General features: G+C 71.1%; 22 protein-coding genes. 9 read left to right on the forward strand and 13 right to left on the reverse strand.

The annotated features are described in order from the left end of the window. Window positions 1–17: 17 nt before the first annotated feature. Window positions 18–602 carry a PH domain-containing protein gene (locus tag Q9R33_RS01335; RefSeq protein WP_310247880.1) on the reverse strand — a complete coding sequence of 195 codons (585 nt, stop codon included), beginning with the start codon at window positions 600–602 and terminating at the stop codon, window positions 18–20. A gap of 252 nt (window positions 603–854) precedes the next feature. Further along, a complete protein-coding gene (locus Q9R33_RS01340) occupies window positions 855–1664 on the reverse strand; it encodes a biotin--[acetyl-CoA-carboxylase] ligase (protein WP_311292621.1) in 810 nt (269 codons plus the stop codon). Window positions 1665–1760: 96 nt separating this feature from the next. On the opposite strand from Q9R33_RS01340, the gene Q9R33_RS01345 reads away from it, so the two are divergent. Further along, window positions 1761–3368: an acyl-CoA carboxylase subunit beta gene (locus Q9R33_RS01345; RefSeq protein WP_056370581.1), complete on the forward strand. Its 1608-nt coding sequence runs from the start codon at window positions 1761–1763 to the stop codon at window positions 3366–3368. Further along, entirely contained in the window at window positions 3365–3616 is a 252-nt protein-coding gene (locus Q9R33_RS01350; protein WP_235560255.1) for an acyl-CoA carboxylase subunit epsilon, read from the forward strand. The genes Q9R33_RS01345 and Q9R33_RS01350 overlap by 4 nt, the downstream gene beginning before the upstream one ends. Window positions 3617–3985: 369 nt before the next feature. Here the strand turns inward: Q9R33_RS01350 and Q9R33_RS01355 are convergent, their stop codons facing one another. The 4 genes from Q9R33_RS01355 to Q9R33_RS01370 are packed head-to-tail and all read right to left on the reverse strand — an operon-like array spanning window position 3986 to window position 8387. Beyond that, window positions 3986–5104, reverse strand: coding sequence for a hypothetical protein (locus Q9R33_RS01355; RefSeq protein ID WP_311292622.1), 1119 nt, complete (start codon window positions 5102–5104; stop codon window positions 3986–3988). Then, window positions 5101–6351 (reverse strand): sensor histidine kinase, encoded by a 1251-nt coding sequence (locus Q9R33_RS01360; RefSeq protein ID WP_200919500.1) that lies wholly within the window; start codon window positions 6349–6351, stop codon window positions 5101–5103. The genes Q9R33_RS01355 and Q9R33_RS01360 overlap by 4 nt, the downstream gene beginning before the upstream one ends. Further along, window positions 6341–7018 (reverse strand): response regulator transcription factor, encoded by a 678-nt coding sequence (locus Q9R33_RS01365; RefSeq protein ID WP_056370586.1) that lies wholly within the window; start codon window positions 7016–7018, stop codon window positions 6341–6343. Before Q9R33_RS01365 ends, Q9R33_RS01360 begins: the two co-directional genes overlap by 11 nt. A gap of 22 nt (window positions 7019–7040) precedes the next feature. After that, complete coding sequence (locus Q9R33_RS01370) at window positions 7041–8387, reverse strand: TRAM domain-containing protein (protein ID WP_311292623.1); 1347 nt, start codon at window positions 8385–8387, stop codon at window positions 7041–7043. Window positions 8388–8424: 37 nt separating this feature from the next. On the opposite strand from Q9R33_RS01370, the gene Q9R33_RS01375 reads away from it, so the two are divergent. The 3 genes from Q9R33_RS01375 to Q9R33_RS01385 all read left to right on the forward strand — a co-directional run bounded on the left by Q9R33_RS01375 (window position 8425) and on the right by Q9R33_RS01385 (window position 11540). Next, the gene (locus Q9R33_RS01375) at window positions 8425–9132 is read left to right on the forward strand and encodes a nucleoside triphosphate pyrophosphatase (protein ID WP_311292624.1); all 708 of its coding nucleotides are present in this window, start codon (window positions 8425–8427) and stop codon (window positions 9130–9132) included. 163 nt (window positions 9133–9295) lie between these two features. Continuing rightward, on the forward strand, window positions 9296–11062 hold the full coding sequence (locus Q9R33_RS01380; RefSeq protein WP_310247870.1) for a biotin carboxylase N-terminal domain-containing protein: 1767 nt from the start codon (window positions 9296–9298) through the stop codon (window positions 11060–11062). Window positions 11063–11240: 178 nt separating this feature from the next. Then, window positions 11241–11540 (forward strand): hypothetical protein, encoded by a 300-nt coding sequence (locus Q9R33_RS01385; RefSeq protein WP_310247868.1) that lies wholly within the window; start codon window positions 11241–11243, stop codon window positions 11538–11540. Window positions 11541–11907: 367 nt separating this feature from the next. Here the strand turns inward: Q9R33_RS01385 and Q9R33_RS01390 are convergent, their stop codons facing one another. Next, complete coding sequence (locus Q9R33_RS01390) at window positions 11908–13365, reverse strand: NAD(P)H-quinone dehydrogenase (protein ID WP_056370597.1); 1458 nt, start codon at window positions 13363–13365, stop codon at window positions 11908–11910. 103 nt (window positions 13366–13468) lie between these two features. On the opposite strand from Q9R33_RS01390, the gene Q9R33_RS01395 reads away from it, so the two are divergent. Continuing rightward, complete coding sequence (locus Q9R33_RS01395) at window positions 13469–14302, forward strand: purine-nucleoside phosphorylase (protein WP_056370599.1); 834 nt, start codon at window positions 13469–13471, stop codon at window positions 14300–14302. Further along, window positions 14299–16455, forward strand: coding sequence for a phospho-sugar mutase (locus Q9R33_RS01400; RefSeq protein ID WP_396654054.1), 2157 nt, complete (start codon window positions 14299–14301; stop codon window positions 16453–16455). The genes Q9R33_RS01395 and Q9R33_RS01400 overlap by 4 nt, the downstream gene beginning before the upstream one ends. A 163-nt stretch (window positions 16456–16618) precedes the next feature. On the opposite strand, the gene Q9R33_RS01405 is transcribed toward Q9R33_RS01400, so the two are convergent. The 5 genes from Q9R33_RS01405 to Q9R33_RS01425 all read right to left on the reverse strand — a co-directional run bounded on the left by Q9R33_RS01405 (window position 16619) and on the right by Q9R33_RS01425 (window position 21852). After that, window positions 16619–17536: an ATP-binding cassette domain-containing protein gene (locus tag Q9R33_RS01405; RefSeq protein ID WP_311292625.1), complete on the reverse strand. Its 918-nt coding sequence runs from the start codon at window positions 17534–17536 to the stop codon at window positions 16619–16621. Then, window positions 17533–18354, reverse strand: coding sequence for an ABC transporter ATP-binding protein (locus tag Q9R33_RS01410; protein ID WP_311292626.1), 822 nt, complete (start codon window positions 18352–18354; stop codon window positions 17533–17535). Before Q9R33_RS01410 ends, Q9R33_RS01405 begins: the two co-directional genes overlap by 4 nt. After that, window positions 18351–19226: an ABC transporter permease gene (locus Q9R33_RS01415; RefSeq protein WP_311292627.1), complete on the reverse strand. Its 876-nt coding sequence runs from the start codon at window positions 19224–19226 to the stop codon at window positions 18351–18353. Before Q9R33_RS01415 ends, Q9R33_RS01410 begins: the two co-directional genes overlap by 4 nt. Continuing rightward, window positions 19223–20182: an ABC transporter permease gene (locus Q9R33_RS01420; protein ID WP_311292628.1), complete on the reverse strand. Its 960-nt coding sequence runs from the start codon at window positions 20180–20182 to the stop codon at window positions 19223–19225. The genes Q9R33_RS01415 and Q9R33_RS01420 overlap by 4 nt, the downstream gene beginning before the upstream one ends. A gap of 104 nt (window positions 20183–20286) precedes the next feature. Continuing rightward, a complete protein-coding gene (locus Q9R33_RS01425; protein WP_311292629.1) occupies window positions 20287–21852 on the reverse strand; it encodes an ABC transporter substrate-binding protein in 1566 nt (521 codons plus the stop codon). 207 nt (window positions 21853–22059) lie between these two features. Between Q9R33_RS01425 and Q9R33_RS01430 the strand changes: the two genes are divergently transcribed. After that, window positions 22060–22644: a GNAT family N-acetyltransferase gene (locus tag Q9R33_RS01430; RefSeq protein WP_056370607.1), complete on the forward strand. Its 585-nt coding sequence runs from the start codon at window positions 22060–22062 to the stop codon at window positions 22642–22644. Window positions 22645–22884: 240 nt separating this feature from the next. On the opposite strand, the gene Q9R33_RS01435 is transcribed toward Q9R33_RS01430, so the two are convergent. Next, window positions 22885–23259, reverse strand: a complete 375-nt coding sequence (locus Q9R33_RS01435) for a hypothetical protein (RefSeq protein ID WP_311292630.1) — start codon at window positions 23257–23259, stop codon at window positions 22885–22887. Between the two features lie 27 nt (window positions 23260–23286). On the opposite strand from Q9R33_RS01435, the gene Q9R33_RS01440 reads away from it, so the two are divergent. Then, window positions 23287–23883, forward strand: a complete 597-nt coding sequence (locus Q9R33_RS01440; RefSeq protein WP_311292631.1) for a hypothetical protein — start codon at window positions 23287–23289, stop codon at window positions 23881–23883. The last annotated feature ends 51 nt before the right edge of the window (window positions 23884–23934 follow it).

Consider the following 23934-nt stretch of genomic DNA (forward strand, 5'->3'; position numbering starts at 1 on the left):
TGACGAACGAGCCGGGGTCACACCTGCGGCAGCGGGGGCCTGGGGGGAACGGTGGGCTGCGGCCCGGGAGGAAGCGGCTGCGCGTCGCGGTGCGCGAGGATCTGGTTCACCTCGACCTGGTCGACGAGCGCCTCGTGCACCAGCTCGGCGCTCGGGATGTTCGCGAGCCGGAGCGGCTCGTCGACACCGTTCGTCAGCGTGATCGTGCCGGCGCCCCACATGCGCTGCAGCAGGCCGCGGTGCACCTTGAGGGTGTAACCGCGGACGTGCGCCAGCTCCCGGCGCTTCACGGCGAAGATGCCGCGGCGCTCCATCACGCGCCGCGTGGTGACCGTGTACACGTGGCCGAGCCACGACAGATACGGCAGCACGACGAGCAGCAGCACCACGAGCGCGGCACCGGCCAGCAGCATCCAATTCTCGAAAGGTGCCGGCAGGTTGCCGTAGAAGTAGCCGACGGCGCCGGCGACGACGAGCAGCACCAGTGCCGACCAGGCGAGCCGCCGGGCGTGTGCGCGGAAGCGGGCGACGAGCAGCTCCGGGGTGGGCGCACCGGGGGCGGGCGTCAGCGGCCTGCCACCGTAGCTCGTCGGCTGCGTCATGTCCCCATTGTGCGGGTAGCGGCCGACAGTGCGCTGATCACCCGCCGTTTTGCGCCATGTGCCGGCGTTTCGACTCGCACGCTCGCTCAACGACCGAGAGGAGAGATCGCCCGCTGCGTTTCGACTCGCAAGCTCGCTCAACGACCGAGAAGAGAGACCGTCCGCTGGCGTTTCGACTCGCAAGCTCGCTCTACGACCGAGAGGAGAGATCGCCCGCGGCTTTTCGACTCGCGCGCTCGCTCAACGACCGGACTACGCGGAGCGGCTCCGCACGTGCACGACGTCGCCGGCGGAGACGACGCTCTCGAACTCCCCATCCTGGACCACCACCAGGCGCCCGTCGGGATCGATCCGCTGTGCACGGCCCCACAGCGTCTCACCGTTCGGCAGCGACACCGCGACGTCGCTTCCGAGCGTGCTGCAGAGCGACTCCACCTCCCCGAGCACGCCCGATGCGGCGGCGTCTCCGCCGGCTGCGCCGAGCGCCTTCAGCTGCTCGTCGAGCGCGCCGAGGTAGTCGGCGAGCAGGCGGTCGTCGTCGCACTCCAACCCTGCGGCGGCGAAGGAGGTCGCCGTCGCGACGGGGAGGTCGACTGCCGCCATCCGCGTATTCACTCCGGAGCCGATCACGACGACGTCGGCATGCCCCGGCACGACCTCCGCGAGGATGCCGCAGATCTTCGATCCGTCGAGAAGCACGTCGTTCGGCCACTTGAGCGTGGCGCTGTGCACCGACCCGACCAGCTGCGCGGCGATCGCGCGGGTCATCGCCGCTCCCGCGATGAGCGGGATCCACCCGCGGGCGGCGACCGGAAGAGCCGAGGCGTCGACCGCGACCGAGACCGCGAGCGCCGATCCGGGCGGAGTGACCCACGTGCGGTCGAGGCGCCCGCGACCGGCTCGCTGATCGTTCGTGAGCAGCAGCGACAGGTGCGGCCATTCATGCGGCGCGTCGATGACGTGCCGGATGACGTCGGCATTGGTCGAGTCCGTGGTCTCGACGACCTGGACGCGCGGACTCACGGCGGCGGTGAGCGGGAACCCCTCGGACGAGAACGTCATGTCGTTCACGCTACGCCCCTCGCTCCGGGGATGGACAGCGGATGCCGCAACCCCTTGTGCGAACCCTCCAACAGATCGACCGGGCCCGCCGATAGGGTGGAATCCGTGACTCAAGCGCCAGATCAGCCCGACCTGTCGACGACCGCCGGCAAGATCGCCGACCTCCGCGCACGCTTCCAGGAGGCCGTCCTCGATCCCGAGGAGGTCGCGAAGGAGAAGCAGCACGCGAAGGGCAAGGGCACCGCGCGGGAGCGCATCGAGATGCTCCTCGACACCGGCAGCTTCGTCGAGCTCGACGAGTACGTGCGTCACCGCACGACCGCCTTCGGCATGGACCGCTCGCGTCCGTACGGCGACTCGGTCGTCACCGGCGTCGGCACGATCCACGGCCGCACCGTCGCGGTGTACTCGCAGGACTTCTCGACGTTCGGCGGCTCGCTCGGCGAGGTCGCCGGCGAGAAGATCATCAAGGTCATGGAGTTCGCCCTCCGCAGCGGCATCCCCATCGTCGGCATCCTCGACTCCGGCGGCGCGCGCATCCAGGAGGGCGTGGTCGCCCTCGGCAAGTACGGCGAGATCTTCCGCCTCAACACCCGCGCATCGGGCGTCATCCCCCAGATCTCGATCATCATGGGCCCGGCCGCGGGTGGCGCGGTCTACTCCCCCGCTCTCACCGACTTCGTCGTGATGGTCGACAAGACCAGCCAGATGTTCGTCACCGGCCCCGACGTCATCAAGACCGTGACCGGCGAGGACGTCGGCATGGAGGAGCTCGGCGGCGCGCACACGCACAACACCCGCTCGGGTGTCGCGCACTACCTCGCCGAAGACGAGGACGACGCGATCGACTACGTGCGCTCGATGCTCGGCTTCCTCCCCGACAACAACATGGCGGAGCTGCCGGTCTACGAGACGGGCTTCGAATTCGAGACGACGGATGCTGACCGCGCGCTGAACGCGGTCATCCCCGACTCGCCGAACCAGCCGTACGACATCCACCAGGTGATCCGCGGCATCGTCGACGCCGAGGACTTCCTCGAGGTGCAGCCGCTGTTCGCGCCGAACATCGTCATCGGCTTCGGCCGCGTCGAGGGCCGCTCCGTGGGCATCATCGCCAACCAGCCCTCGCAGATGGCCGGAACGCTCAACATCGAGGCGGGCGAGAAGGCGAGTCGCTTCGTGCGGTTCTGCGACGCCTTCTCGATCCCGATCGTCACGCTCGTCGACGTGCCCGGCTACCTCCCCGGCACCGACCAGGAGTGGACGGGCGTCATCCGCCGCGGCGCCAAGCTCCTCTACGCCTACGCCGAGGCGACCGTGCCGCTGGTGACCGTGATCCTGCGCAAGGCCTACGGCGGCGCCTACATCGTGATGGGCTCGAAGCAGCTCGGCGCCGACGTGAACCTCGCGTGGCCGACGGCCGAGATCGCCGTCATGGGCGGCCAGGGTGCCGTCAACATCCTCTATCGCGGCGAGATCAAGAAGGCGGAGGAGAACGGCGAAGACGTCGCCGCCGTCCGCACGCGCCTCGCGAACGAGTACACCTACAACGTGGCCTCGCCGTTCCTCGCCGCCGAGCGCGGCGAGCTCGACGGCATCATCGAGCCGGCCGCGACCCGCGTCTCGATCGCCAAGGCCCTCCGCGCCCTCCGCGGCAAGCGCGCGAGCCTGCCGCCCAAGAAGCACGGGAACATCCCGCTGTGAGCCCAGCAGACGAGGGCATGGACGTGGATGCCGCGCCCCAGGGCCCGACCATCGAGGTCCTCCGTGGCGCGCCCACCGAGGTGGAACTCGCCGCGCTCATCGCCGTCGTGAGCGAGGCGTACACCGGTGAAGCAGCCGAAGCCGTCGCGGACGACCGCACGAGCCGCACCGGCTGGGAGCTCTCGCAGCGTGCGCTGCGGCAGCCACTCGATCGGGACCTCGGCTGGGGCCGGTTCGGGAGCGTCTGAGGGTGAACGCCGTCAGCGGAGGTTTATGGACCCGGTCCATCGCTCGGCGGGCTTGTCCCCCGAAATACCTACAGACACACCCCTTGCAACCCCGAGATACTTGACTCGCTGGAACGCTTCTGCGTTCGGTCGATCCGACACCGCTTAGCGGATGCCCCGGATCCGGCCATGCGGATGGTTTTCGGGTAACCTTCCGCGCAGGCGAGGGGCGGGCGGCTTCGCCGCCCCTCGCCTCCTTCATTTCCCGCTCTCCGCCAGGAATCCCCTCCCCCTTTCCGGCGGGGAGCGAGTCTGCCATCGGAAGCGGCACGGATCAGACGTCCGCGGGCGCGCCGGGTGGCAGCATCCCCCTCCGTCGAGAGGTGAGGGTCAGGCTCTGCCCGGGTGCGGGATCTCGCGCCACAGGTCGACGGAGTCCTCGTCGCTGGGTCCGCCCACGGAGGGCGAGCGGCCGACCACGGTGACCGCGATGCGCTCGTCGGGCGACGTGCGGATGTAGAGACGGTCCGAGCTCGCCGATCGCAGGGTCTCGGCCAGCTGCGCGCGGATGATGCCCAGCGTCTCGTCATCGACGTCGTCGAGTCCGCCCTCGTCGAGCACGGTGACGTTGGCGCCGCGGCGGCGCGCCCGCTCGAGCTCCGCGCGCACCTCGTCGTCGAGCAGCCGCGGGCCGCGCATCTCGTCGCGCAGCCGCCCCTCGGCGATGCGCGCCTCGAGGCGATCAGCCTCGGTGAGCACGCCCGCATGAGCGACAGTACGTGTGAGCACGGGGCCGGCGACGGCGAGCGCGCGCTGCACCTGCACGCGCCGCTCGCGCTGGCGGACCACCTGCGAGGTCTGCCATCCCGTCGCGGCGCGCTGGAGCCGCGTGAGCCGCGAGGTGTCGCGCGCGGCACGGTCCATCGAGAACACCAGCAGCTGGGCGCACGTCACCCAGACGATCGAGCCGACGAGCCCGAGGGCGAGTGCATTGAACGGGCCCATCCAGAGGAACGACGCGATCGTGAGGAGGATGATCCCCGCCCACGCCGTCCAGGGACGACGGCGCACCATGACGATGGTCATGAGAGCGCCGATCCCCCCGAGGTACCACGTCGCGAAGGAGACCGTGCGGGCGGTCTCGCCGACCGCGATGGGGATGGCGTTCGGCACGATCACCGCGCAGGCGAGGGCGAGGACCTGGGCTGTCACCGGCAACGGCAGCGGGCCCCGGATGCCTTCCCCGGCGGGGTGCGGCGCCGCCTGCGCCTCGAGACTCTCGAGCGACTCGCCGTCGGCCGAGCGGGCCGCGCGAGGGGACGGACTCGAGCGTTGCGATGACGGCTGCCAGAAGATGCACAGCCAGGTCACCGCGAGGTAGATCCCGACGGAGATGACGATGATGAGCGGCTGCGGGATCGGCCGCCCGGTCCACAGCAGACCTCTCGCGGCGAAGTAGGCGGTGAAGGCCACACCGAGCACCGTGAGGACGTTCTTGACGCTGATCATGCCGACGGCTCCCGCCAGATGAGCCGCACGACGGTGCCGTGGGGTCCCGACTCCAGTTCGGCGCGCCCGCCCACCGCGGCCACGCGCGCGACGATCGACGCGCGGATGCCCAGGCGGTCATCGGGGACGGCATCCAGGTCGAATCCCTCTCCCGCATCGTGGACTTCGACGCGCACCGTCCCGTACGCGGCATGAAGCACGACGCCCAGCCCGGCGCCACCCGCGTGCTGGACCGCGTTGGCGATGGCCTGCGTCGCGGCCAGGGTGAGGGCTCGGGCCACGCGCCCGGGGATGGACGGGGCGTCCGGGTCGATCTCGTTCTGCACATCGACGTCGACGCCCAGCTCGTCGGCGGCCTGAGCGATCTCCTCGGACAGCACGGCCGGCGCCCAGGGCTCGTCGGGCCCCTCGTGCTCGTCCTGCTCGGTGTTGGCCAGCCGGGTGAGCGCCTCGCGCGCCATGGTCGCCGCGAGCGTGCGCTCCCGGGGTGTCGTCGCCCGCTCCGCGGCGATCAGCGCAGCCAGCACGCTGTCATGCATGAGCGCCGCCACCGCCACGCGCTCCTGCTCCGCGGCGTCGGCGGCAGCCGCCTTCGCGTACGAGGAGACGGCCTGCGCCCGGGTCTTGTCGACGTTCACCGCCACCGATCGGAACAGCCACCCCAGGGTGAGGATGATGCCGCCGAGGATGAGCGCGAAGCTCACGTCGAGGATCACGACCGGCCAGTAGACGGGTTCGAAGCCGACCTGGATCATCCGGACGACACCGAACAGCAGCGGCAGGGCGATCGTGAACGCGATCTGGAGCGGGAAGGGAAAGGCGAGGACGGCCGCCAGCGTCGCGAGGTTGAGCAGGTACCAGATCCACGGCTCGTCCGGCGTCGGAGGTTCGACGCCCGCCGTGGCGATCGGCCACGCGAGCAGCACGAGGACGTAGATGATCGCGAAGACGCCCGCCGCCGGGCGCACACCCCGGCCGACCACGCACGCGAGCACCATCACGCCGAGCGCGCCGAACACCACGACCATGAGCGGCACGTGCCAGCCCGGGCGTTCCGGGGCGGGACCCAGAGCGCTCAGGAACGACTGGAGTCCGAGGATCAGCGAGCCGAAGCCGCCGGCGACGAGCGAGATGATGCGCTCGACGCGGGACCGGGTGAACGACCCGATCCCGGCGGTCGTCTGCGGCGAGTGCGCGATCTGCCCCCACGCCGTGTCGAGCACGCCGGTCTGTGCGTCAGCGGCCACGCGTGACGTCTCCCGGGTCCGCCGCGGGCTCGACCAGGATCCCGTCTTCGACGGCGCGATGCAGCAGATCGATCTTCGTCGGTGCGGGCCTGCCGACCTCGACGTACTTGACGCGGATGCGCGTGATGTTCTCCTTCGCCGTCGAGTACGCGACCCCGAGGCGATCGGCGACCACCTTGAGCGGCAGCCCGGCGGCGTACAGACGGAGCACGTCGCGCTCGCGCGCCGACAGCTGCGCATCGGCGAAGGCACGGTCACCCTCGACGGCACTGGCCCACTCGACGTTGTTGAGCGGCTCGCCGCGCGCGACCGTGTGCACCGCCGCGATCACGTCGCCGATGGGCGAGGACTTGCTGACGACGCCGGCGGCACCGGCGGAGAGCGCCTCTCGCACGGCCGCGGGCCGGTCGGCGACACTGTGGATGATGACGCTCGAGCCGTCGAGCACGAGGCGTCGCACGTTCTCGGTGACGGTGGTGCCGTCGCCGAGCGTCAGATCGAGCACCACCACGTCGGCGGGCGCCTGCCGCGAGAACGCACGCCAGTCGACGTACTCGGTGACGGTGCTGCCCGAGAAGGCGACGGTCATCGTCTCGGCGCGGGCGCACGCCGCCTCGAGGCCGAGCCGGACCGACTCGTGATCGTCGATGAAGGCCACCCGCGTCATTCCGCCAGCCTAGCGACGAGTGTCACGCGCGGGTGAGAACCGCCACGGCTTCGACGTGATGCGAATTCGGAAAAAGGTCCAGGCCATCGACACTTGCGACTTCGTACCCGCCGGCACGGAAGGTCGCGATGTCGCGCGCGAGCGCCACGGGGTCGCACGCGACGTAGACGACGGTCGCGGGCGCGAGCGAGGTCAGGTGATCGACGACCTCGCGGCCGGCTCCCGAGCGGGGCGGGTCGAGCAGGACGACCCCACGCGACAGCCGCTCGCGTTCGGGGACGGATGCCTCGGCCGCGAGCCGCGCGAGCCACCGGTCGACGCGCCCGGTCTCGGCGCGAGCCCCGACCCACTCGGCGAGGTTCTCCCCCGCATGCTCGGTCGCGCGCGCGTCGGACTCGACGCTCGTCACGCGGGTCGAGGATCCGCCCAGGTCGCCGAGCGTCGCGGCGAAGAGGCCGACGCCGCCGTACAGGTCCAGGTGCCAGGCGTCGGGGTCGACGGCGGCGGCATCGCCGGGGAGCGCGCCGAGCGCTGCGGCGACGGTGGTGGTGAGGGTGTGCGCCGCCAGACGGTGGACCTGCCAGAAGCCGCCGGCGTCGACGCGGAAGTCGCGGCCGCCGACGCTCTCGAGGACGACCTCGGGAGCGGGCGCCTTGCGATGCCGGGGAGTCGCCGCCCGACCGCCACGTCCGCGGCGGGCCGCAGCATCCGATGTCCGTACCGGCCGTGGGAGCGTGCGGACGCGACCGTCCGCCGGCTGGATGAGATCGATGCGACCGGGCTCGCTGGCGGCGAGCGCGAGCGCAGCGCGCTCGACGGCCGGCGTGGCGAGGGGCAGGTCCTCGAGCGGGACCACACGGTGGCTGCGCGCGGCGTACTGGCCGACGTTGCCGTCCGCGTCCACGTGCAGGCTCACCCGGGTGCGCCACCCGGTGCCGTCGACCGACTCGCCGTCGGCTTCGGCACCGTCGAGGGCGGGAACCGGCGCGACGCCGCTCATCGTGGCGACCGGGTCGGTGATGCCGCCGAACCGGTGCAGCGCGTCGAGCAGCACCTCGAGTTTGAGCGCACGCTGGTGCTCGAGCGCGATGTGGCCGAAGTCGGCACCGCCGGGCCGCTGCTCCGGTGGGATGTCGACATCGGCTTGGCGCCAGACGTGCAGCTGCCGGTGCGGCGACGCCTCGAGCACCTCGAGCGTCTCGCCGCGCCAGAACGACTTCTTCCCGGTGTCGGTGAGCCGCACGCGCACGCGCTCCCCCGGGATCGTGTCGGGCACGAACACGACGCGGCCTTCGTGCCGGGCGACGAAGACGCCGCCGTGGGCGACGCCCGTGATGTCGAGATCGAGGATGCCGCCGGTTTCACTCACCCGACGAGCCTACGTCCCCGCCCCGTACTGTGAGGGGATGCGCGTCTGCCTCGCCTCGACCTCGCCCGCCCGGCTCATGCTGCTCGGGCAGTTCGGCATCCGTCCGCTCACCATCGCCCCCGACGTGGACGAGGAGGCCGTCATCGCGGCGGTCGAGGCGGCCGAGGCCCGCACGCTCGCGCCCGACGAGCACGTCCTGCTGCTCGCGCGCCGCAAGGCGGCGGAGGTCGCGGCGCGGCTGCGCGACGACATCCCGGAGTTCGACGGCATCGTGATCGGCGGCGACTCGATGTTCGAGCTCGACGGCGAGGTGCTCGGCAAGCCCTACACGCCCGAGAAGGCTGCCGCCCGCTGGCGCGCGATGCGTGGGCGCACCGGCGTGCTGCACTCGGGCCACGCCGTGGTGCGCATCGAGCCGGGCGAACCCCCGCGCGAGGTGCACGCGACGGCTGCGGCATCCGTCTCCTTCGTCGCGGACGTGACGGACGCCGAGATCGACGCGTACGTCTCGACCGGCGAGCCCTTGCACGTGGCGGGCGCGTTCACGGTCGACAGCCTCGGCGGCGCGTTCATCGAGCGGGTCGAGGGCGATCCCTCGACGGTCGTCGGCATGTCGGTGTCGACGTTGCGGCAGCTCGTGCGCGAGGTCGGCGTGGAGTGGACATCGCTGTGGAACACGTCGGATCCGTCGCTCGGTCCCACCGAGATCGACGAGAAGTCGTTCGTGGAAGACGGGGCGCAGTGAGGGCGTTCCCTTTGTGGGGTACGGGGCGCAGTGAGGGCGTAACCGTTGTGGGGTACGGGGCGCAGTGAGGGCGTAACCGTTGTAGTAGGAATCCCACGTTTCTCGTCGGTTCTTGTACGAACCGCTCAAAAGCCCTCGGGATGCCGTCGGTAGGCTGGCACTCATGCCTCAGATCGCCAAGGTTCTCGTTGCCAACCGCGGCGAGATCGCCGTCCGCGTCATCCGCGCCGCACGCGACGCCGGGAAGGCGTCGGTCGCCGTCTACGCCGATCAGGACCGCGACGCCATGCACTCGCGCCTCGCCGACGAGGCGTACGCCCTCGAGGGCGCGACCAGCGCCGAGACGTACCTGTCGATCGAGAAGATCCTCTCCGTCGCGCGGCGCTCCGGCGCCGACGCGGTGCACCCCGGCTACGGCTTCCTCGCCGAGAACTCCGACTTCGCCCGTGCCGTCATCGCGGCGGGCCTTGTCTGGATCGGGCCGTCGCCCGAGGCGATCGAGGCCCTCGGCGACAAGGTGACCGCCCGCGCGGTCGCCGAGAAGGTGGGCGCGCCGCTCGCCCCGGGCACCCCCGGCCCCGTGGCCGGTGCCGACGAGGTCGTCGCCTTCGCTGAAGAGGTGGGTCTGCCCATCGCGATCAAGGCCGCATACGGCGGCGGCGGACGCGGCCTCAAGGTCGCCCGCACGATCGATGAGGTGCCCGAGCTGTTCGAGTCGGCGACCCGCGAGGCGATCACCGCCTTCGGTCGCGGCGAGTGCTTCGTCGAGAAGTACCTCGACAAGCCCCGTCACGTCGAGACGCAGTGCCTCGCGGATTCGGCCGGCAACGTCGTCGTCGTCTCCACGCGCGACTGCTCACTGCAGCGCCGGCACCAGAAACTCGTCGAGGAGGCTCCCGCGCCGTTCCTGAGCGACGAGCAGAACAAGACTCTGTACGAATCGTCGAAAGCCATCCTCAAGGAGGTCGGCTACGTCGGCGCGGGCACCTGCGAGTTCCTGATCGGCGCCGACGGCACGATCTCGTTCCTCGAGGTGAACACGCGCCTGCAGGTCGAGCACCCGGTCTCGGAAGAGGTCACCGGCATCGACCTCGTGCGCGAGCAGTTCCGCCTCGCCGAGGGTGAGGAGCTCGGCTACGACGACCCGAAGCCCGAGGGCCACTCGATCGAGTTCCGCATCAACGGCGAGGACCCCGGCCGCGGATTCCTCCCCCAGCCCGGACCGATCCACGTGTTCAAGACGTTCGGCGGCCCCGGCATCCGTCTCGACTCCGGCGTCACCGCCGGCGACAGCGTGTCGGGTGCGTTCGACTCGCTGCTCGCGAAGATCATCGTCACCGGCCGCGACCGCGCCGAGGCGCTCGAGCGCTCGCGCCGCGCGCTCGACGAGTTCGAGGTCTCGGGCCTGCCGACCGTGCTGCCGTTCCACCGCGCCGTCGTGCGCGACCCCGCGTTCACCGCGGAGGACGGCCGCTTCGGCGTCTACACGCGGTGGATCGAGACCGAATTCGTCAACGACATCGCCCCGTGGGACGGCGAGCTCAGCGAGCCCACTCCCGCCGAGGCGCGGCACACGGTCGTCGTCGAGGTCGCCGGCCGGCGCCTCGAGGTGAGCCTGCCCGACCGCGTCGTCGCGCCCGTCGGGGTCGCCGGACGCCCCGCGGCCGTGCCGCCCTCGCGCCGCTCGCACGCCCCCTCGGTCGTCGCGGGCGCCTCGGGCGACGCGGTGAAGTCGCCGATGCAGGCCACGGTGGTGAAGGTCGCCGTCGAGGAGGGCCAGCAGGTCGTCAAGGGCGACCTCGTCATCGTCCTCGAGGCGATGAAGATGGAGCAGCCCATCCAGGCCCATAAGGACGGCGTCATCGGCACGATCAACGCCGACCCCGGCACGACGGTGTCGGCCGGGCACCAGCTCCTCACCATCTCCTGATCCCGGTTCCGTCGTCTCGCGTCGTCGGGCGCGCCGAAACACGGGTCCGTCGCGCGACACTCCGGGGCGCAGCATCCATCACCGGCGTGTCGCCGTGATCGACCCGTGTTTCGGCATCACGGAACGGGCGAACGGATGCCTCGGCCCGCGGCGGCGGCGAGGGTGTCAGGATGGCGGGATGAATGCTCCAGACGGCGATGCTCCGGAGGTGTCGGCGCTCGCGATCAACGTCGTGATCCCGCCGCAGCTGCGTTGGCGGGACTTCCGCCGCGGCGAGGAGTTCGAGCTGCAGACGCTGACTGTCCGCCTGCTGCCCGACCTCTCGGTCGCGGTGAAGGCCTACGGCCGCCCGGTCGCGGGCGGCCGTGGTGCCTACGTCTCCTTCGCGATGCCCGACCGTCCGGAGCTGCGGGCGCTGGTCGACGCCGCCGCGAACCGCGCCGCGGACCTCTGGCGCGGCAACACCGGTCTCGGCTGACCCGGGTTCGTCCGGCACGCTGGCGCCGAGGCATCCGTCGCCCCCGCCCTCCACAGGTCAACCGGGCTTCCGCAGGAGAGGAAGCGCCTCGCGGGTCGTGCGGAGTCCCGGTTGACCTGTCGAACGGAAGGGACAGCGAGTGAGGGATGCCTCGGCGCGGCCGCCGCGGACCTCTGGCGCGGCAACGCCGGCCTCGGATGACCCCGGGATCGCGGTCCCCACGGCCCCTCCACGCGCCGCTCACGCCGGATGATGGATGCTGCGGGCCGCGGCATCCCGTTCACATCACGTGATCTCGCCGAGCGCACACGACATGCGCGCGAACATCGTGTGCGCTCGGTGAGAGCACACGATCCGAACGGGGGCGTCAGCCGCCGTAGACGTTGTGGTCGACGACGTGCATCGCGCGCGCGGCATCCGTGATGCTGCCCGACAGCGACGGGTAGACCGCGAAGACGCGGGAGACCTGGTCGACCGTCAGGCGGCGCTCGACGGCGATCGCGATCGGGTAGATCAGCTCGGAGGCGCGGGGGCCGACGATGACGCCGCCGATGACGGTGCCGCTGCCCTCGCGGGCGATGATCTTGACGAAGCCGTCCTTGATGCCCATCATCTTGGCGCGCGGGTTGGCCGCCAGGGGCAGCTTGTGGACGACGCCGTTGATGTGGCCGTCCTCGATGTCGTTCTCCTGCCAGCCGACGGTGGCGATCTCGGGGGCGGTGAAGATGTTCGACGTGATGCGGCGGCGCTCGAGCGGGATCACGACGTCGCCGAGTGCGTGGAAGACGGCGGTGCGACCCTGCATCGAGGCGACGGAGGCGAGCGGCACGAACGTGGTGCAGTCGCCGGCGGCGTAGATGTTCGGCACCGAGGTGCGCGCGACGCGGTTGACCTGGATGTGGCCGGACTCGGTCATCTGGACGCCGGCCTGCTCGAGGCCGATGCCCTTCGTGTTCGGGATCGAGCCGACCGCCATGAGGCAGTGGCTGCCCTCGACGGTGCGGCCGTCCGAGAGGGTCACGACGACGCCGTCGCCGGTGTTCTCGACCTTGTCGGCGCGCGACTTCGACAGCAGCTTCATGCCGCCGCGCTTGAACACGCGCTCGAGGACGGCGGCGGCATCCTTGTCTTCGCCGGGGAGCACCTGGTCGCGGCTCGACACCAGGGTGACCTTCGCGCCGAGGTTCATGTACGCGCCGGCGAACTCGGCGCCCGTGACGCCGGAGCCGACCACGATGAGGTGCTCGGGGAGCGCGGTCATGTTGTAGAGCTGGGTCCACGTGAGGATGCGCTCGCCGTCGGGCTTCGCGCTGGCGAGCTCCCGGGGCGACGCACCCACCGAGACGACGAGGGTGTCGGCCTCGATGCGGTCGAAGTCGGTGCCGCCGGGGCCGGTCGACACCACGACGGCGTTGCCGCCCTCGAGGCGGCCGTGGCCCGAGATGATGCGGACTCCCGCCTCGGCGAGCGACGCGCGCATGTCGTCGGACTGCTGGCGGGCGAGCGTGAGGAGGCGCTTGTTGACGGCGGTGAGGTTGATGGCGATCTCGGGCTTGAGCGGCTTGCCGTCCTTGCCCTTGGCGAACAGCTGCACGCCCAGGTCGCCGGCGCCCGCGATCGCGACGGCCGCGTCGGCGGTCGCGATGAGCGACTTCGACGGGACGACGTCGGTGATGACCGCCGAGCCGCCGATGCCGGCGCGCTCGACCACCGTCACCTCGGCTCCGAGCTGGGCGGCGGCCAGCGCCGCTTCGTAGCCTCCGGGTCCGCCGCCGAGGATGGCGACGGTCTGGGTGGTCTCGAAGCTGATCGACATGAATTCCATTCTCCCCTGCCGCGTGCCTCAGAGGCGACACCGCGACACTCCCGGGTGCGGCCCGGATACGGCTTCGCTGGCCCTCGTCGCCGTCCGTTCCTAAAGTGGTCCCATGTCAGACACCACCGGCAACCCTCTCGACGACCCCACGGCCGACCCGTTCGCGGTGGCCGCCGCCGCGGCAGAGGACATCGCCCGCATCACCGGCGTCGAGCGTCACGACATCGCGCTCACGCTCGGCAGCGGCTGGGGCAAGGCCGCGGAGCTCCTCGGAGAGACGACCTCGACGTTCCCCGCCACCGAGGTGACCGGCTTCAGCGCCCCGGCCCTCACCGGCCACGTCGGAACCCTCCGCAGCGTCGTCACGCCGAAGGGGCGCCGCGTGCTCGTGATCGGCGCCCGCACCCACTACTACGAGGGGCACGGCGTCCGCCGGGTGGTGCACAGTGTGCGCACCGCCGCCGCAGCCGGTGCGCGCACGATGGTGCTCACGAACGGCGCCGGCGGCATCAAGCACACCTGGCACCCGGGGCGCCCGGTGCTGATCAGCGACCACATCAACCTGACCGGCGACACCCCGCTCGAGGGCGCGACCTTCATCGACCTCACCGACCTGTACTCGCTGCGACTGCGCGACCTCGCCCGCTCCATCGACGCGAGCCTCGACGAGGGCGTCTACACGCAGTTCCGCGGACCGCAGTACGAGACGCCGGCCGAAGTGCAGATGGTCAAGTCGTTCGGCGGGCACATCGTCGGCATGTCCACCGCGCTCGAGGCGATCGCCGCGCGTCAGGCCGGCATGGAGATCCTCGGCTTCTCGCTCATCACGAACATGGCCGCGGGCATCCAGAAGCACCCGCTCAGCCACCAGGAGGTGCTCGAGGCCGGCCGCAACGCCGAGCCCGTCATCTCGTCGCTGCTGGCGCGCGTGATCGGGGCGCTGTGAACGGGGGTGCGGTGCAGGAGCCGGCTCCCGACGAGGTGTCGACGGGGGCGGATGCTGCGGCCGACGTCCTCGCGCGCGCACACGCGTGGCTCGCACAGGACCCCGACGGCGAGACGCGCGCCGAGCTGCGCGCGCTGATCGAGGCCGCAGAGTCGGGCAACCCCGCCGCGGTCGAAGACCTCGGGGACCGCTTCTCGGCGCGCCTCGCCTTCGGGACCGCAGGACTGCGCGGCGCCCTGGGCGCCGGCAGCAACCGCATGAACCGCGTGCTCGTCGCACAGGCCGCCGCCGGTCTCGCGGCGTACGTGCGTGAGCAGGCCGGACTCCCGCCGGTCGGCGTCGAGGCCGGCTCGCATGAGGACGACGCGGATGCTGCGACCGCCGCCCACGACGGCGCACCGGACGACGGTGTCGCGGTCGCACCTGCGGGCGATGTGCCGGCGGACGACGCGGCCTCCGCCGAGGATGGCGGCTCGGATGTCGAGGAGCCGGTGGAGACGGATGCTCAGGCCGCCGGCGACGCCCGCGGCGAGGATCACGACGCAGAAGCGGGCGTCGACGGCGAGGAGCCCGACGCCGAGGACGGCGGGGGCGATTCGCACGACGCGGGCGCCGCCGCATCCGTTCCGGACCAACTCGCGGGGCCGTCCGCGCCCGAGCTCACCGAGACCCCCTCGGCCGACGCGCTGGAGGCGGAGGGGCCCGAGGTGCCCGGAATCCTCGACGACGCCCCGATCGTCGTGATCGGCTACGACGGACGCCGCAACTCCGACGTGTTCGCACGCGACTCGGCCGAGATCTTCGCCGGCGCGGGGCTCCGCGCGATCCTCATGCCGCGGCTGCTGCCGACGCCGGTGCTCGCGTTCGCCGTGCGCCACTTCGGTGCGGCGGCCGGCGTCATGGTCACGGCGAGCCACAACCCGCCCGACGACAACGGCTACAAGGTGTACCTGGGCGGTGACGACGACGGCTCGCAGATCGTGTCGCCTGCCGACGCCGAGATCGCCGCGCACATCGCGCGCGTGGCGGAGGCCGGCGACATCAGCACGGTTCCGCGGTCGCTCGGGTTCGAGCTGGCCACCGAGAGCGTCGTCGACGAGTACGTCGCCGCGACCGCTGCGGTCGCGCCCGCCCCGGCGGGCGCCGAGGGTCTCACGTGGGTGTACACGGCGATGCACGGGGTCGGGTGGGAGACGCTCTCGCGCATCCTCGAGACCGCGGGCTACCCCGCCCCGGTGCCGGTCGCGGCCCAGCTCGAGCCCGACGGCGCCTTCCCGACCGTCGCGTTCCCGAATCCCGAGGAGCCCGGCGCGATGGACCTCGCGTTCGAGGCCGCGCGCGAGGCAGGCGCCGAGCTCGTCATCGCGAACGACCCCGACGCCGACCGCCTGGCCGTCGCCCTGCCGGACGAGTCCGCCGAGGGCGGCTGGCGCCGCCTCACGGGCAACGAGATCGGCCTGCTGCTGGGCTGGCGCGCCGGCCGGCTCGCGACCGCCGACGGAGCCGCCCCTGCCTCAGCCGACGGCACCGGTGCCTCGCTCGCGTGTTCGCTGGTGTCGTCGCCCGGCCTCGAGGCGGTGGCTCAGCACTACGGTCTCGACTTCCACGCGACGCTCACCGGGTTCAAGTGGATCTCGCGCGCGCCGGGCATCGTCTTCGGCTTCGAGGAGGCGCTCGGCTACCTCGTGAACCCCGGGACCGTGCGCGACAAGGACGGCGTCTCGGCCGCCGTCGCGATGCTGGGCCTGGTGGCCGAGGCCCGCGGACGCGGCGCGACGCTGGCCGACCTGCTGACCGAGTTCGACGAGCAGTTCGGTGCTTTCGCGAGCGATCAGGTCTCGATCCGCGTCGAGGACGTGTCGCAGATCGCCCGGATCATGGCGGCGCTGCGGGAGCGGCATCCGTCGTCCGTCGGCGACGTCGCGGTCGACCGCATCGACGACCTGCTCGACGGCGTCGACGATCTGCCGCCGGGCGACGTGCTGCGCCTGTGGCTCGCCGACGGCTCGCGCGTCATCGTGCGCCCGAGCGGCACCGAGCCCAAGCTCAAGCTGTACCTCGACGTGCGCGGCGAGTCTCGCGAGGACGCCGCCGCACGCATCGCGGCCCTCGCCGACGGCGCCCGCGCTCTGCTGGCCGAGTACGGCGGCTGACCTCGGTCCCCGTCTCCTCGCGTTTGGGGCGCATTTCCTCCGTCGGGGCGCACGTTCTGCGCCCCGACGGAGAATCTGCGCCCCGAACCCGGGGTGACATCGGGCAGCAACGACGACGGGAGAAGACGGATGCTGCGGGCCGCAGCATCCGTCCCCTCCTCGGTCAGCGGAGCACGAAGTGGCCGGGCGTGACCTCGGCGAGCGCGGTGCCGTCGGGCTCGAGGCCGACGGGCTCGGGGCGCGTGGAGATGCGCTCGAGGCGGCGGCGCGCCTCTGCCGGGTCGGTCGACAGCGCCGCGTCGAGCAGGTGCCGTGTGTACGGGTGCTGCGGTGACGCGAAGACCTCCGCAGTGGGGCCGAGCTCGACGATGCGCCCGCGGTTCATGACGGCGGTGCGCGTCGCGATCTCCCGCACGACCGACAGGTCGTGCGAGATGAACAGGTAGGTGAGCTCGAGCTCGCGCTGCAGCCGCAGGAGGAGGTCGGTCACCTGCGCCTGGATCGACATGTCCAGCGCCGACAGCGGCTCGTCGCAGACGACGAAGCCGGGCCGCACGGCGATCGCACGGGCGATCACGATGCGCTGGCGCTGACCGCCCGAGAACGCGCGCGGGCGGCGGTTGACGGCATCCCCGTCGATCCCCACGGCGGCGAGCGCCTCGATGGCGCGGGACCGCGGATCGGAGTCGGGGGCGAGCACGGTCAGCGGCTCCATCACGTTCTGGAGTGCGGTCCGGTGCGGGTTGAGCGACGAGAACGGGTCCTGGAAGATCACCTGCATCGAGCGGTGGTACGGCGCGCGCTTCGCGCGGGGAAGCGCCGTGAGGTCGACGCCCTCGTACGTGACGGTGCCGCTCGTGGGCTCGTCCATCTGCAGGATGCAGCGCCCGAGCGTGGATTTGCCGCTGCCGGACTCCCCCACGAGCGCCAGCGTCTCGCCGCGGCGGATGGTCAGGTCGATCCCGTCGACGGCGCGTGTCGTGCCGATCGTCCTGCCCCACGCGTTGCGCTGCGGGAACGTCTTGACGAGCCCGCGCACGTCGACGAGGTCGGCGGTGCGGGTCGGGGTCTGCGGGCTCACGCGTCGCCTCCCTGGTCGGCCGCCGCCCCGCGTTCTGCGGGGGCGTCGGGCGCAGCATCCAACAGCTCCTTCGTGTACGGATGCTGCGGCTCGCGGAACACGCGGTCCACCTCGCCCGATTCGACGATGCGGCCGTCCTTCATCACGAGCACGTCGTCGCAGACCGCGGCGACCACGCCGAGGTCGTGCGTCACGATGAGCACCGTGAGCGACCGCTCGGCCTGGAGGGTGCGCAGGAGCGCGAGGATCTGCGCCTGGATCGTGGCGTCGAGCGCCGTCGTCGGCTCGTCGGCGAGGAGCAGCTCGGGCTGCGCGAGCAGAGCCATCGCGATCATCGCCCGCTGGCGCATGCCGCCCGAGAGCTCGTGCGGGTACCGCGACAGCACGCGATCGGGCTCGGGGATGCGCACGGCGGCGAGCGCCTCGCGCGCGAGCGCGGTCGCCTGGCGCCTGCCCACCTTCTGGAACCGCTGCGCCACCTCGGTGAGGTGCGCGCCGATCCGCACGAGCGGGTTGAACGAGGTCATCGGATCCTGGAAGACCATGGCCGCGGGCAGGCGCCGGCGCGAGGACGTGACGTCCTCTCCGTCGAGGAGCACGCGGCGCCACTCGCGGTTCGCACCTTCGGGGAGGATCCCCATGAGCGCCCGCAGCAGCATCGTCTTGCCCGAGCCCGACTCGCCGACGATGCCCACCACGCGCCCGCGCGGAACGTCGAACGAGACGTCGTCGAGCACTGTCACGCGACCGCCGGTGCGCCCGGGCAGGTCGACGTCGAGCCCGTCGACGCTGAGCAGCGCGTCGCTCGTCGACGTCATGACGCTCCTCCTTCGCTGACCGACTGACGCAGCGCGTCACCCAGCACGTTGAACGACAGCACGGTGAGCAGGATCAGCACACCCGGGATGAGCGCGAGGTACGGCGCGGTCTGAAGGCTTCCCTGCGCGCTCTCGAGCAGGCTCCCCCACGACGCCATCGGCGGCTGGATCCCCAGCCCGAGGAAGCTGAGCGCCGACTCGGTGAGGATCGCCGTGGAGATGCTCGCCGTGGCGGCGACGATGATCGTCGGCGCCGCGTCGGGCACGACGTGCCGCCACATCACGAGCTCGCGGCGCACGCCGATATAGCGCGCGTAGCGGACGAACGCCCGCTCACGCAGCGTGAGGGCCTCGGCCCGCACGAGGCGGGCCGTCGCCATCCACGAGAAGACGCCGATCACGAAGATGATCGTCCAGAGACCCGGCTTGAGGAAGACGCTCGCGACGATGACGAGCACCATCCACGGGATGGACGAGAGGAAGTCGACGAACCGCATGAGGGCGTCGTCGACGCGCCCGCCGGCGTACCCGGCGATGAGCCCGACCATGACGCCGATGGCGGTCGCGGCGGCCATCGCGAGGATGCCGACGGTCAGCGAGATCCGGGCGCCGTAGACGACGCGCGAGAAGTAGTCGCGGCCCAGCTCGTCGGTGCCGAACCAGTGCGCGGCGCTCGGCGGCTGCCAGCGGATCGCGAGGTCGGTGGTCGACGGGTCGAGGGGCAGGAGCGGCGCGAGGAGCGCGATCAGGCCCACGACGGCCAGGAACGCGATCGCGAGCAGTGCCGAGACCGAGCGGAAGGAGCGCGTGCGATGCACGAGCGTGGTCGCGTCGACGACCGCCGCGACGTTGGGGGTGGTGGTCGTGGTCATGAGCCCGCTCCGATCCGGATGCGCGGGTCGACCACGACGTACAGCACGTCGGCGATGAGGTTGCCGACGATCACGAGCACCGCCGACAGCAGCAGCACCGCGAGGACGACCGGGTAGTCGAGACTGCGGGTCGCCGTGAGGAAGTAGGGGCCGATCCCGGGCCAGCCGAAGATCGACTCCGTCACGATGGCCCCCGTGACGAGGATCGGCAGGGCGAGACCGAGCTGCGTGATGATCGGGAGCATGACGTTGCGGCCGACGTGGCGGGTCAGCACCTGGCGCCGCGAGGCGCCGAACCCGCGCTGCACGAGCACGTAGTCCTGCGAGAACTGGCTGATCGTCGCCGAGCGCACGTACCGCGCGAGCTCGGGGAAGAACGCGACCACGAGTACCAGGAACGGCATGACGAAGTGCATCAGGAAGTCGACGGGGTCGCCCTGTTTGCCGACGGAGTGCATGCCGATGATCGGGAACCATCGCAGCTGGTAGCCGAAGACGTAGATCACGAGCAGCGCGAACCAGAACGACGGCGTCGCGATGCCGATGCCGGCGAGAGAGTCGATGGCCTTGTCGACGACGGTGCCGCGGCGCGAGCCCGCGATGAGCCCGAGCACCACCGCGAGCAGCAGCGCCGCGACGTAGGCGGGAGCCACGAGCATGATCGTGTTGGGGATGCGCGCGGCCAGCTCCTCGGCGATCGAGTGCCGGCTCGCGAGCGAGTAGCCGAAGTCGCCCTGCAGCACGTTGGCGAGCCACAGGCCGTACTGCACCACGATGGGCTGGTCGAGCCCGTACCGCTCGCGCATGGCGGCCTTGGTCTCTTCCGACATCTGCGGCGTCGTGATGGTGTCGACCACGTCGTACGGCGCCGCGTGCAGCAGCGCGAAGACGACGAACGTCACGAGCAGCAGCATCGGCACGACCTGCAGCAGGCGGCGGAGGATGTAGACCGCCATCGTTCTCCTTTCACGGCTGTGTCCGGCGGGATGCTGCGACGCAGCGCCCGCCGGACACACGACGACGTCACGGGCACCCGGTTGCGAGCGCCCGTGACGGCCTCTTACTGCTCGGTGAGGAGCCCGAAGTTCTCGAACGTGTAGATCGGGACCAGCTTGGCGTCCTCGACGCCGCCGATCCGCGGGTTCACGGCGAGGATCTTGAGGTTGTCGGCGAGCGGGAAGACCACCGCATCCTCGGCGATCTGCGCCTGCAGGTCGGCGTAGATCGCCGTGCGGGCCTCGGGGTCGAGCTCGACGGCGCCCTGGTCGAACAGCGCGTCCGTGGCTGGGTTCGAGTACGAGAAGTAGTTCGCCGAAGCGCCCGTGCGGTACAGCAGGCTGTACGCGTCGGGGTCCTGGCCCATGATGTAGCCGCCGAGGAACGCGTCGTACTGCGAGTCGGCGCCCTTCTGGATCTCCTCGAAGACCGCGGCGGGCTCGATGCCCGCGAGCTCCACCGTGATGCCGGCATCCTTCAGCTGCTGCTGGATGAGGGTCGCCTCGGTCTTCTGCGCGGGGTCGGCCCCGGCGTACGCGAGCGTGAACGAGAGGTCGGAGACGCCGGCCTCCTCGAGGAGGGCTGCCGAGGCATCCGTGTCCTGCTCGTACTTCTCGACGTCCTCGGTCGCGAACGCGTTGCTCGGCGGAAGGATCGTGTAGGCGTTCTCGTAGTAGTCGTCACTGAGGAACGCGGCGGTGTTGATGTCGTCACGGCTCAGGGCGAAGAAGATCGCCTGGCGCACCTTCGGGTCGGTGAGCTTCGCGGCGTTGAGGCCCAGGTAGGCCACGCGGCCCTCGGCGTACGGGTAGACGTTCAGGCCCGCGCCCTCGAGCTCGGCGATCGCGTCGGGCGTGGCGAACGATGCGTCGACCTCACCCGTCTGCAGCGCCGTCTTGGTCGTGTTCGGGTCCGACACGATGCGCAGCGTCAGCTCGGGGATCTTCGGCGCCTCGCCGTAGTAGTTCTCGTTCGCCTCGAACGTGAGGTACTGGCCGCGCTCGTACTCGGTGAGCGTGTACGGGCCCGAACCGACCGCGAGCGGGTCGAGCTCGGTCACCGAGAAGTCGGTGACGTCGCCGTACACGTGCTCGGGGATGATGTACGTCTCGGTCGCGATGTTGCTGAGGGCCGCGGCGCTCACGCTCGGCAGGTGGAAGACCACGGTGCGCTCGTCGGTCGCCTCGGCGGTGATCGGCTGGTCGCCCACGTACAGCAGGTCGGCGTTGCCGTTCTCGCGGACGGCCTTGTTCGTGTAGGTGAAGACGACGTCGTCGGCCGTGAGGGGCTCGCCGTCGGACCAGGTCAGGCCGTCCTTGAGCGTGACGGTGACCGAGAGGCCGTCATCGGCGGGCTCGATGGACTCGGCCAGCTCGTTGACGACGGTGCCGTCGCCCTCGACGCGCGCGAGCGGCGAGTAGACGATGTTGGTGACGGTCAGGCCCCAGCGGTCGCTGACGTTGATCGGGTTGAGCGACGACGGGTCGCTCGCGATCGCGTAGGTGAGCTGGCCGGTGGCCTCGGCACCGGACGTCTCGGGTGCGGCATCGCCCTGCGCGCAGGCGGCCAGACCGATGGTCGCCGCCAGTGCCAGTGCGATGGGGGCGATCACTCGCCTCTTCGTCTTCATCTGTTTCGAGTCCTCTTCGCTGTGCATGCGCCGGAATGGACGCACCGTTCGAGCCTAGGCGGGGCTTCGGAGGCGAGGGCCGGGCGGGGCGAACAATTGCGAAGTATGACGACGTGCGGGCGCGCATGTGGACGTCAACGCGATATGGATGCTTCGCACGTTGCCCATCCGGCAGGGTTCGACGTACCCGCGGCCTACGCTCGAAGCATGCTCCTCACCTCGCCGGTCACCCTCGAGAACGCGCACGTGCGCCTGGAACCCCTCTCCCCCGAGCATGAGGCCGACCTGGCCGCCGCGGCCGCGGGTCTGGAGCACACCTGGTACACATCGGTGCCGCGCCCGGAGGGCATCGCCGCCGACATCGCGCAGCGCCTGGCGTGGCGCGACGAGGGCCACATGAATCCGTGGGCGGTGCGCCGGCTGGACACCGGGCGGGTGATCGGCACGACCACGTTCTGCAACATCGACCAGGCCAACCGGCACGTCGAGATCGGGCACACGTGGATCGGACTCGAGGCGCAGCGCACCGCCGTGAACACCGCCTCGAAGCTGCTGTTGCTCGCCCACGCGTTCGATCAGTGCGACGCCATCGCGGTGGAGTTCCGCACGCACTGGCACAACCGCCAGTCCCGTGCCGCCATCGCGCGCCTCGGCGCCAAGCAGGACGGCGTGCTCCGCAACCACCGCCTCGGCCCCGACGGCACCCTCCGCGACACCGTGGTGTTCTCGATCCTCCCGGCCGAGTGGCCCGCGGTGCGCCTCGACCTCACCGAGCGCCTCGCCCGCGGCTGACGCCGGGGCGCAGCATCCGTCGCCCTCGTCGTTTGCCGGCCCGGCCCGCTGCATCCAGCCACTTCCGGGTTTGGGGCGCGATCTCTCCGTTGGGGCGCAGATCCTCCGCCCCAACGGAGAAGCTGCGCCCCAAACCCCGTGCGGGATGACCGAGTCCCCGCTGACGAGAGTGGGATCGGCGGCCGGTTCCTCCCCATCGGGTCCACACCGCGCCGCACCGCCGTGTTGTCCACGGCGTGGTCACCGGGCGACCACGCTCCCGTCGTCGTTGCGAAGACTCGACGTGTGACCGTCTTTAGCCTCCTTCGGCACGACGACCTGCTCCTGCGAGGGGTGAGCCCACGGCGTCTCGCTCAGGCGCTGCGCGCGGGACAGCTCGTGAAGATCCGACCGGGTGTCTTCGTTCGCGGCGACGCGTGGACCGCGGCGAAACCCGAAGCTCGGGCCATCGCCCGCGCGCAGGCCCTGACCGAAGTGTCGGCGAGCTCGCCGGTCGTGTCGCACGAAACCGCGGCAGCCGCGCATGGACTGCCCCTCTATCGCGCCGATCGCGAGCGCATCCACATCATCGCGGCGGCGGAGCGCCCTGGCGCCGCCTTCGGCGTCGTCCGTCATCGTGGTGAATTGTGCGACGAGGACGTCGTGGAAGCCGACGGCCTGCGGATCACCTCGCTCGCGCGCACGGTCGCGGATGTCGCGCGCACCGCGACGTTCGAGCAGGCGGTGACGATCGCCGATGCGGCACTGCGCAAGCAGTTCGTGGCGGGACCAGGCGAGTACGACGTGGAGGGAGCCCAAGCCTTTCGCGACAGGGTCGCCGAGATCGTCAGGCGATCCGCACACGGTCAGACGCGCGCACGACGAGTCCTGGACTTCGCCGACGGTCGAGCGCAACTGCCTGGTGAGAGCATCAGCCGGATCCGGCTGCGAGAGCTCGGGTTCCGCATCCTCGAGCTTCAGGTGGCCGTTCCTGGACCGCGCGGACAGCCCTACTACGTGGACTTCGGACTCGAGGAGATCGCCGCATTCGGCGAGTTCGACGGAGCGATCAAGTACGTCGACGGAAAGCTCCTCGACGGCCGGACCTCCTCCCAGGCGCTCGACGAGGAGAAGCAACGCGAGGATTGGATCCGTGGCACGACCCAGCGCCGATACGCACGATGGGGCTGGCCGCACCTGGCGACAGCGTCCGAGCTCGGTGCACGTCTCGAGGCCTTCGGCATCCGGCCTTCGCGATGACGCACGGATGAAGGGTCTTGGGGCGTGAACGCTCCGTTGGGGCGCAGAATC

Origin of the sequence: Microbacterium sp. PRC9 (assembly GCF_031844125.1) — a bacterium.
Taxonomy (GTDB): Bacteria; Actinomycetota; Actinomycetes; order Actinomycetales; family Microbacteriaceae; genus Microbacterium.

Excerpts from the sequence above, each read along its gene's own strand:
- Q9R33_RS01335 (WP_310247880.1), bottom strand. The coding sequence starts at position 602 with ATGACGCAGCCGACGAGCTACGGTGGCAGGCCGCTGACGCCCGCCCCC.
- Q9R33_RS01340 (WP_311292621.1), bottom strand. The coding sequence starts at position 1,664 with ATGACGTTCTCGTCCGAGGGGTTCCCGCTCACCGCCGCCGTGAGTCCG.
- Q9R33_RS01355 (WP_311292622.1), bottom strand. The coding sequence starts at position 5,104 with ATGATCAGCGTCAAGAACGTCCTCACGGTGCTCGGTGTGGCCTTCACC.
- Q9R33_RS01365 (WP_056370586.1), bottom strand. The coding sequence starts at position 7,018 with ATGACGCGGGTGGCCTTCATCGACGATCACGAGTCGGTCCGGCTCGGC.
- Q9R33_RS01375 (WP_311292624.1), top strand. The coding sequence starts at position 8,425 with ATGCGCGTCTGCCTCGCCTCGACCTCGCCCGCCCGGCTCATGCTGCTC.
- Q9R33_RS01380 (WP_310247870.1), top strand. The coding sequence starts at position 9,296 with ATGCCTCAGATCGCCAAGGTTCTCGTTGCCAACCGCGGCGAGATCGCC.
- Q9R33_RS01385 (WP_310247868.1), top strand. The coding sequence starts at position 11,241 with ATGAATGCTCCAGACGGCGATGCTCCGGAGGTGTCGGCGCTCGCGATC.
- Q9R33_RS01390 (WP_056370597.1), bottom strand. The coding sequence starts at position 13,365 with ATGGAATTCATGTCGATCAGCTTCGAGACCACCCAGACCGTCGCCATC.
- Q9R33_RS01395 (WP_056370599.1), top strand. The coding sequence starts at position 13,469 with ATGTCAGACACCACCGGCAACCCTCTCGACGACCCCACGGCCGACCCG.
- Q9R33_RS01410 (WP_311292626.1), bottom strand. The coding sequence starts at position 18,354 with ATGACGTCGACGAGCGACGCGCTGCTCAGCGTCGACGGGCTCGACGTC.
- Q9R33_RS01415 (WP_311292627.1), bottom strand. The coding sequence starts at position 19,226 with ATGACCACGACCACCACCCCCAACGTCGCGGCGGTCGTCGACGCGACC.
- Q9R33_RS01420 (WP_311292628.1), bottom strand. The coding sequence starts at position 20,182 with ATGGCGGTCTACATCCTCCGCCGCCTGCTGCAGGTCGTGCCGATGCTG.
- Q9R33_RS01425 (WP_311292629.1), bottom strand. The coding sequence starts at position 21,852 with ATGAAGACGAAGAGGCGAGTGATCGCCCCCATCGCACTGGCACTGGCG.
- Q9R33_RS01430 (WP_056370607.1), top strand. The coding sequence starts at position 22,060 with ATGCTCCTCACCTCGCCGGTCACCCTCGAGAACGCGCACGTGCGCCTG.
- Q9R33_RS01435 (WP_311292630.1), bottom strand. The coding sequence starts at position 23,259 with ATGACGGACGACGCCGAAGGCGGCGCCAGGGCGCTCCGCCGCCGCGAT.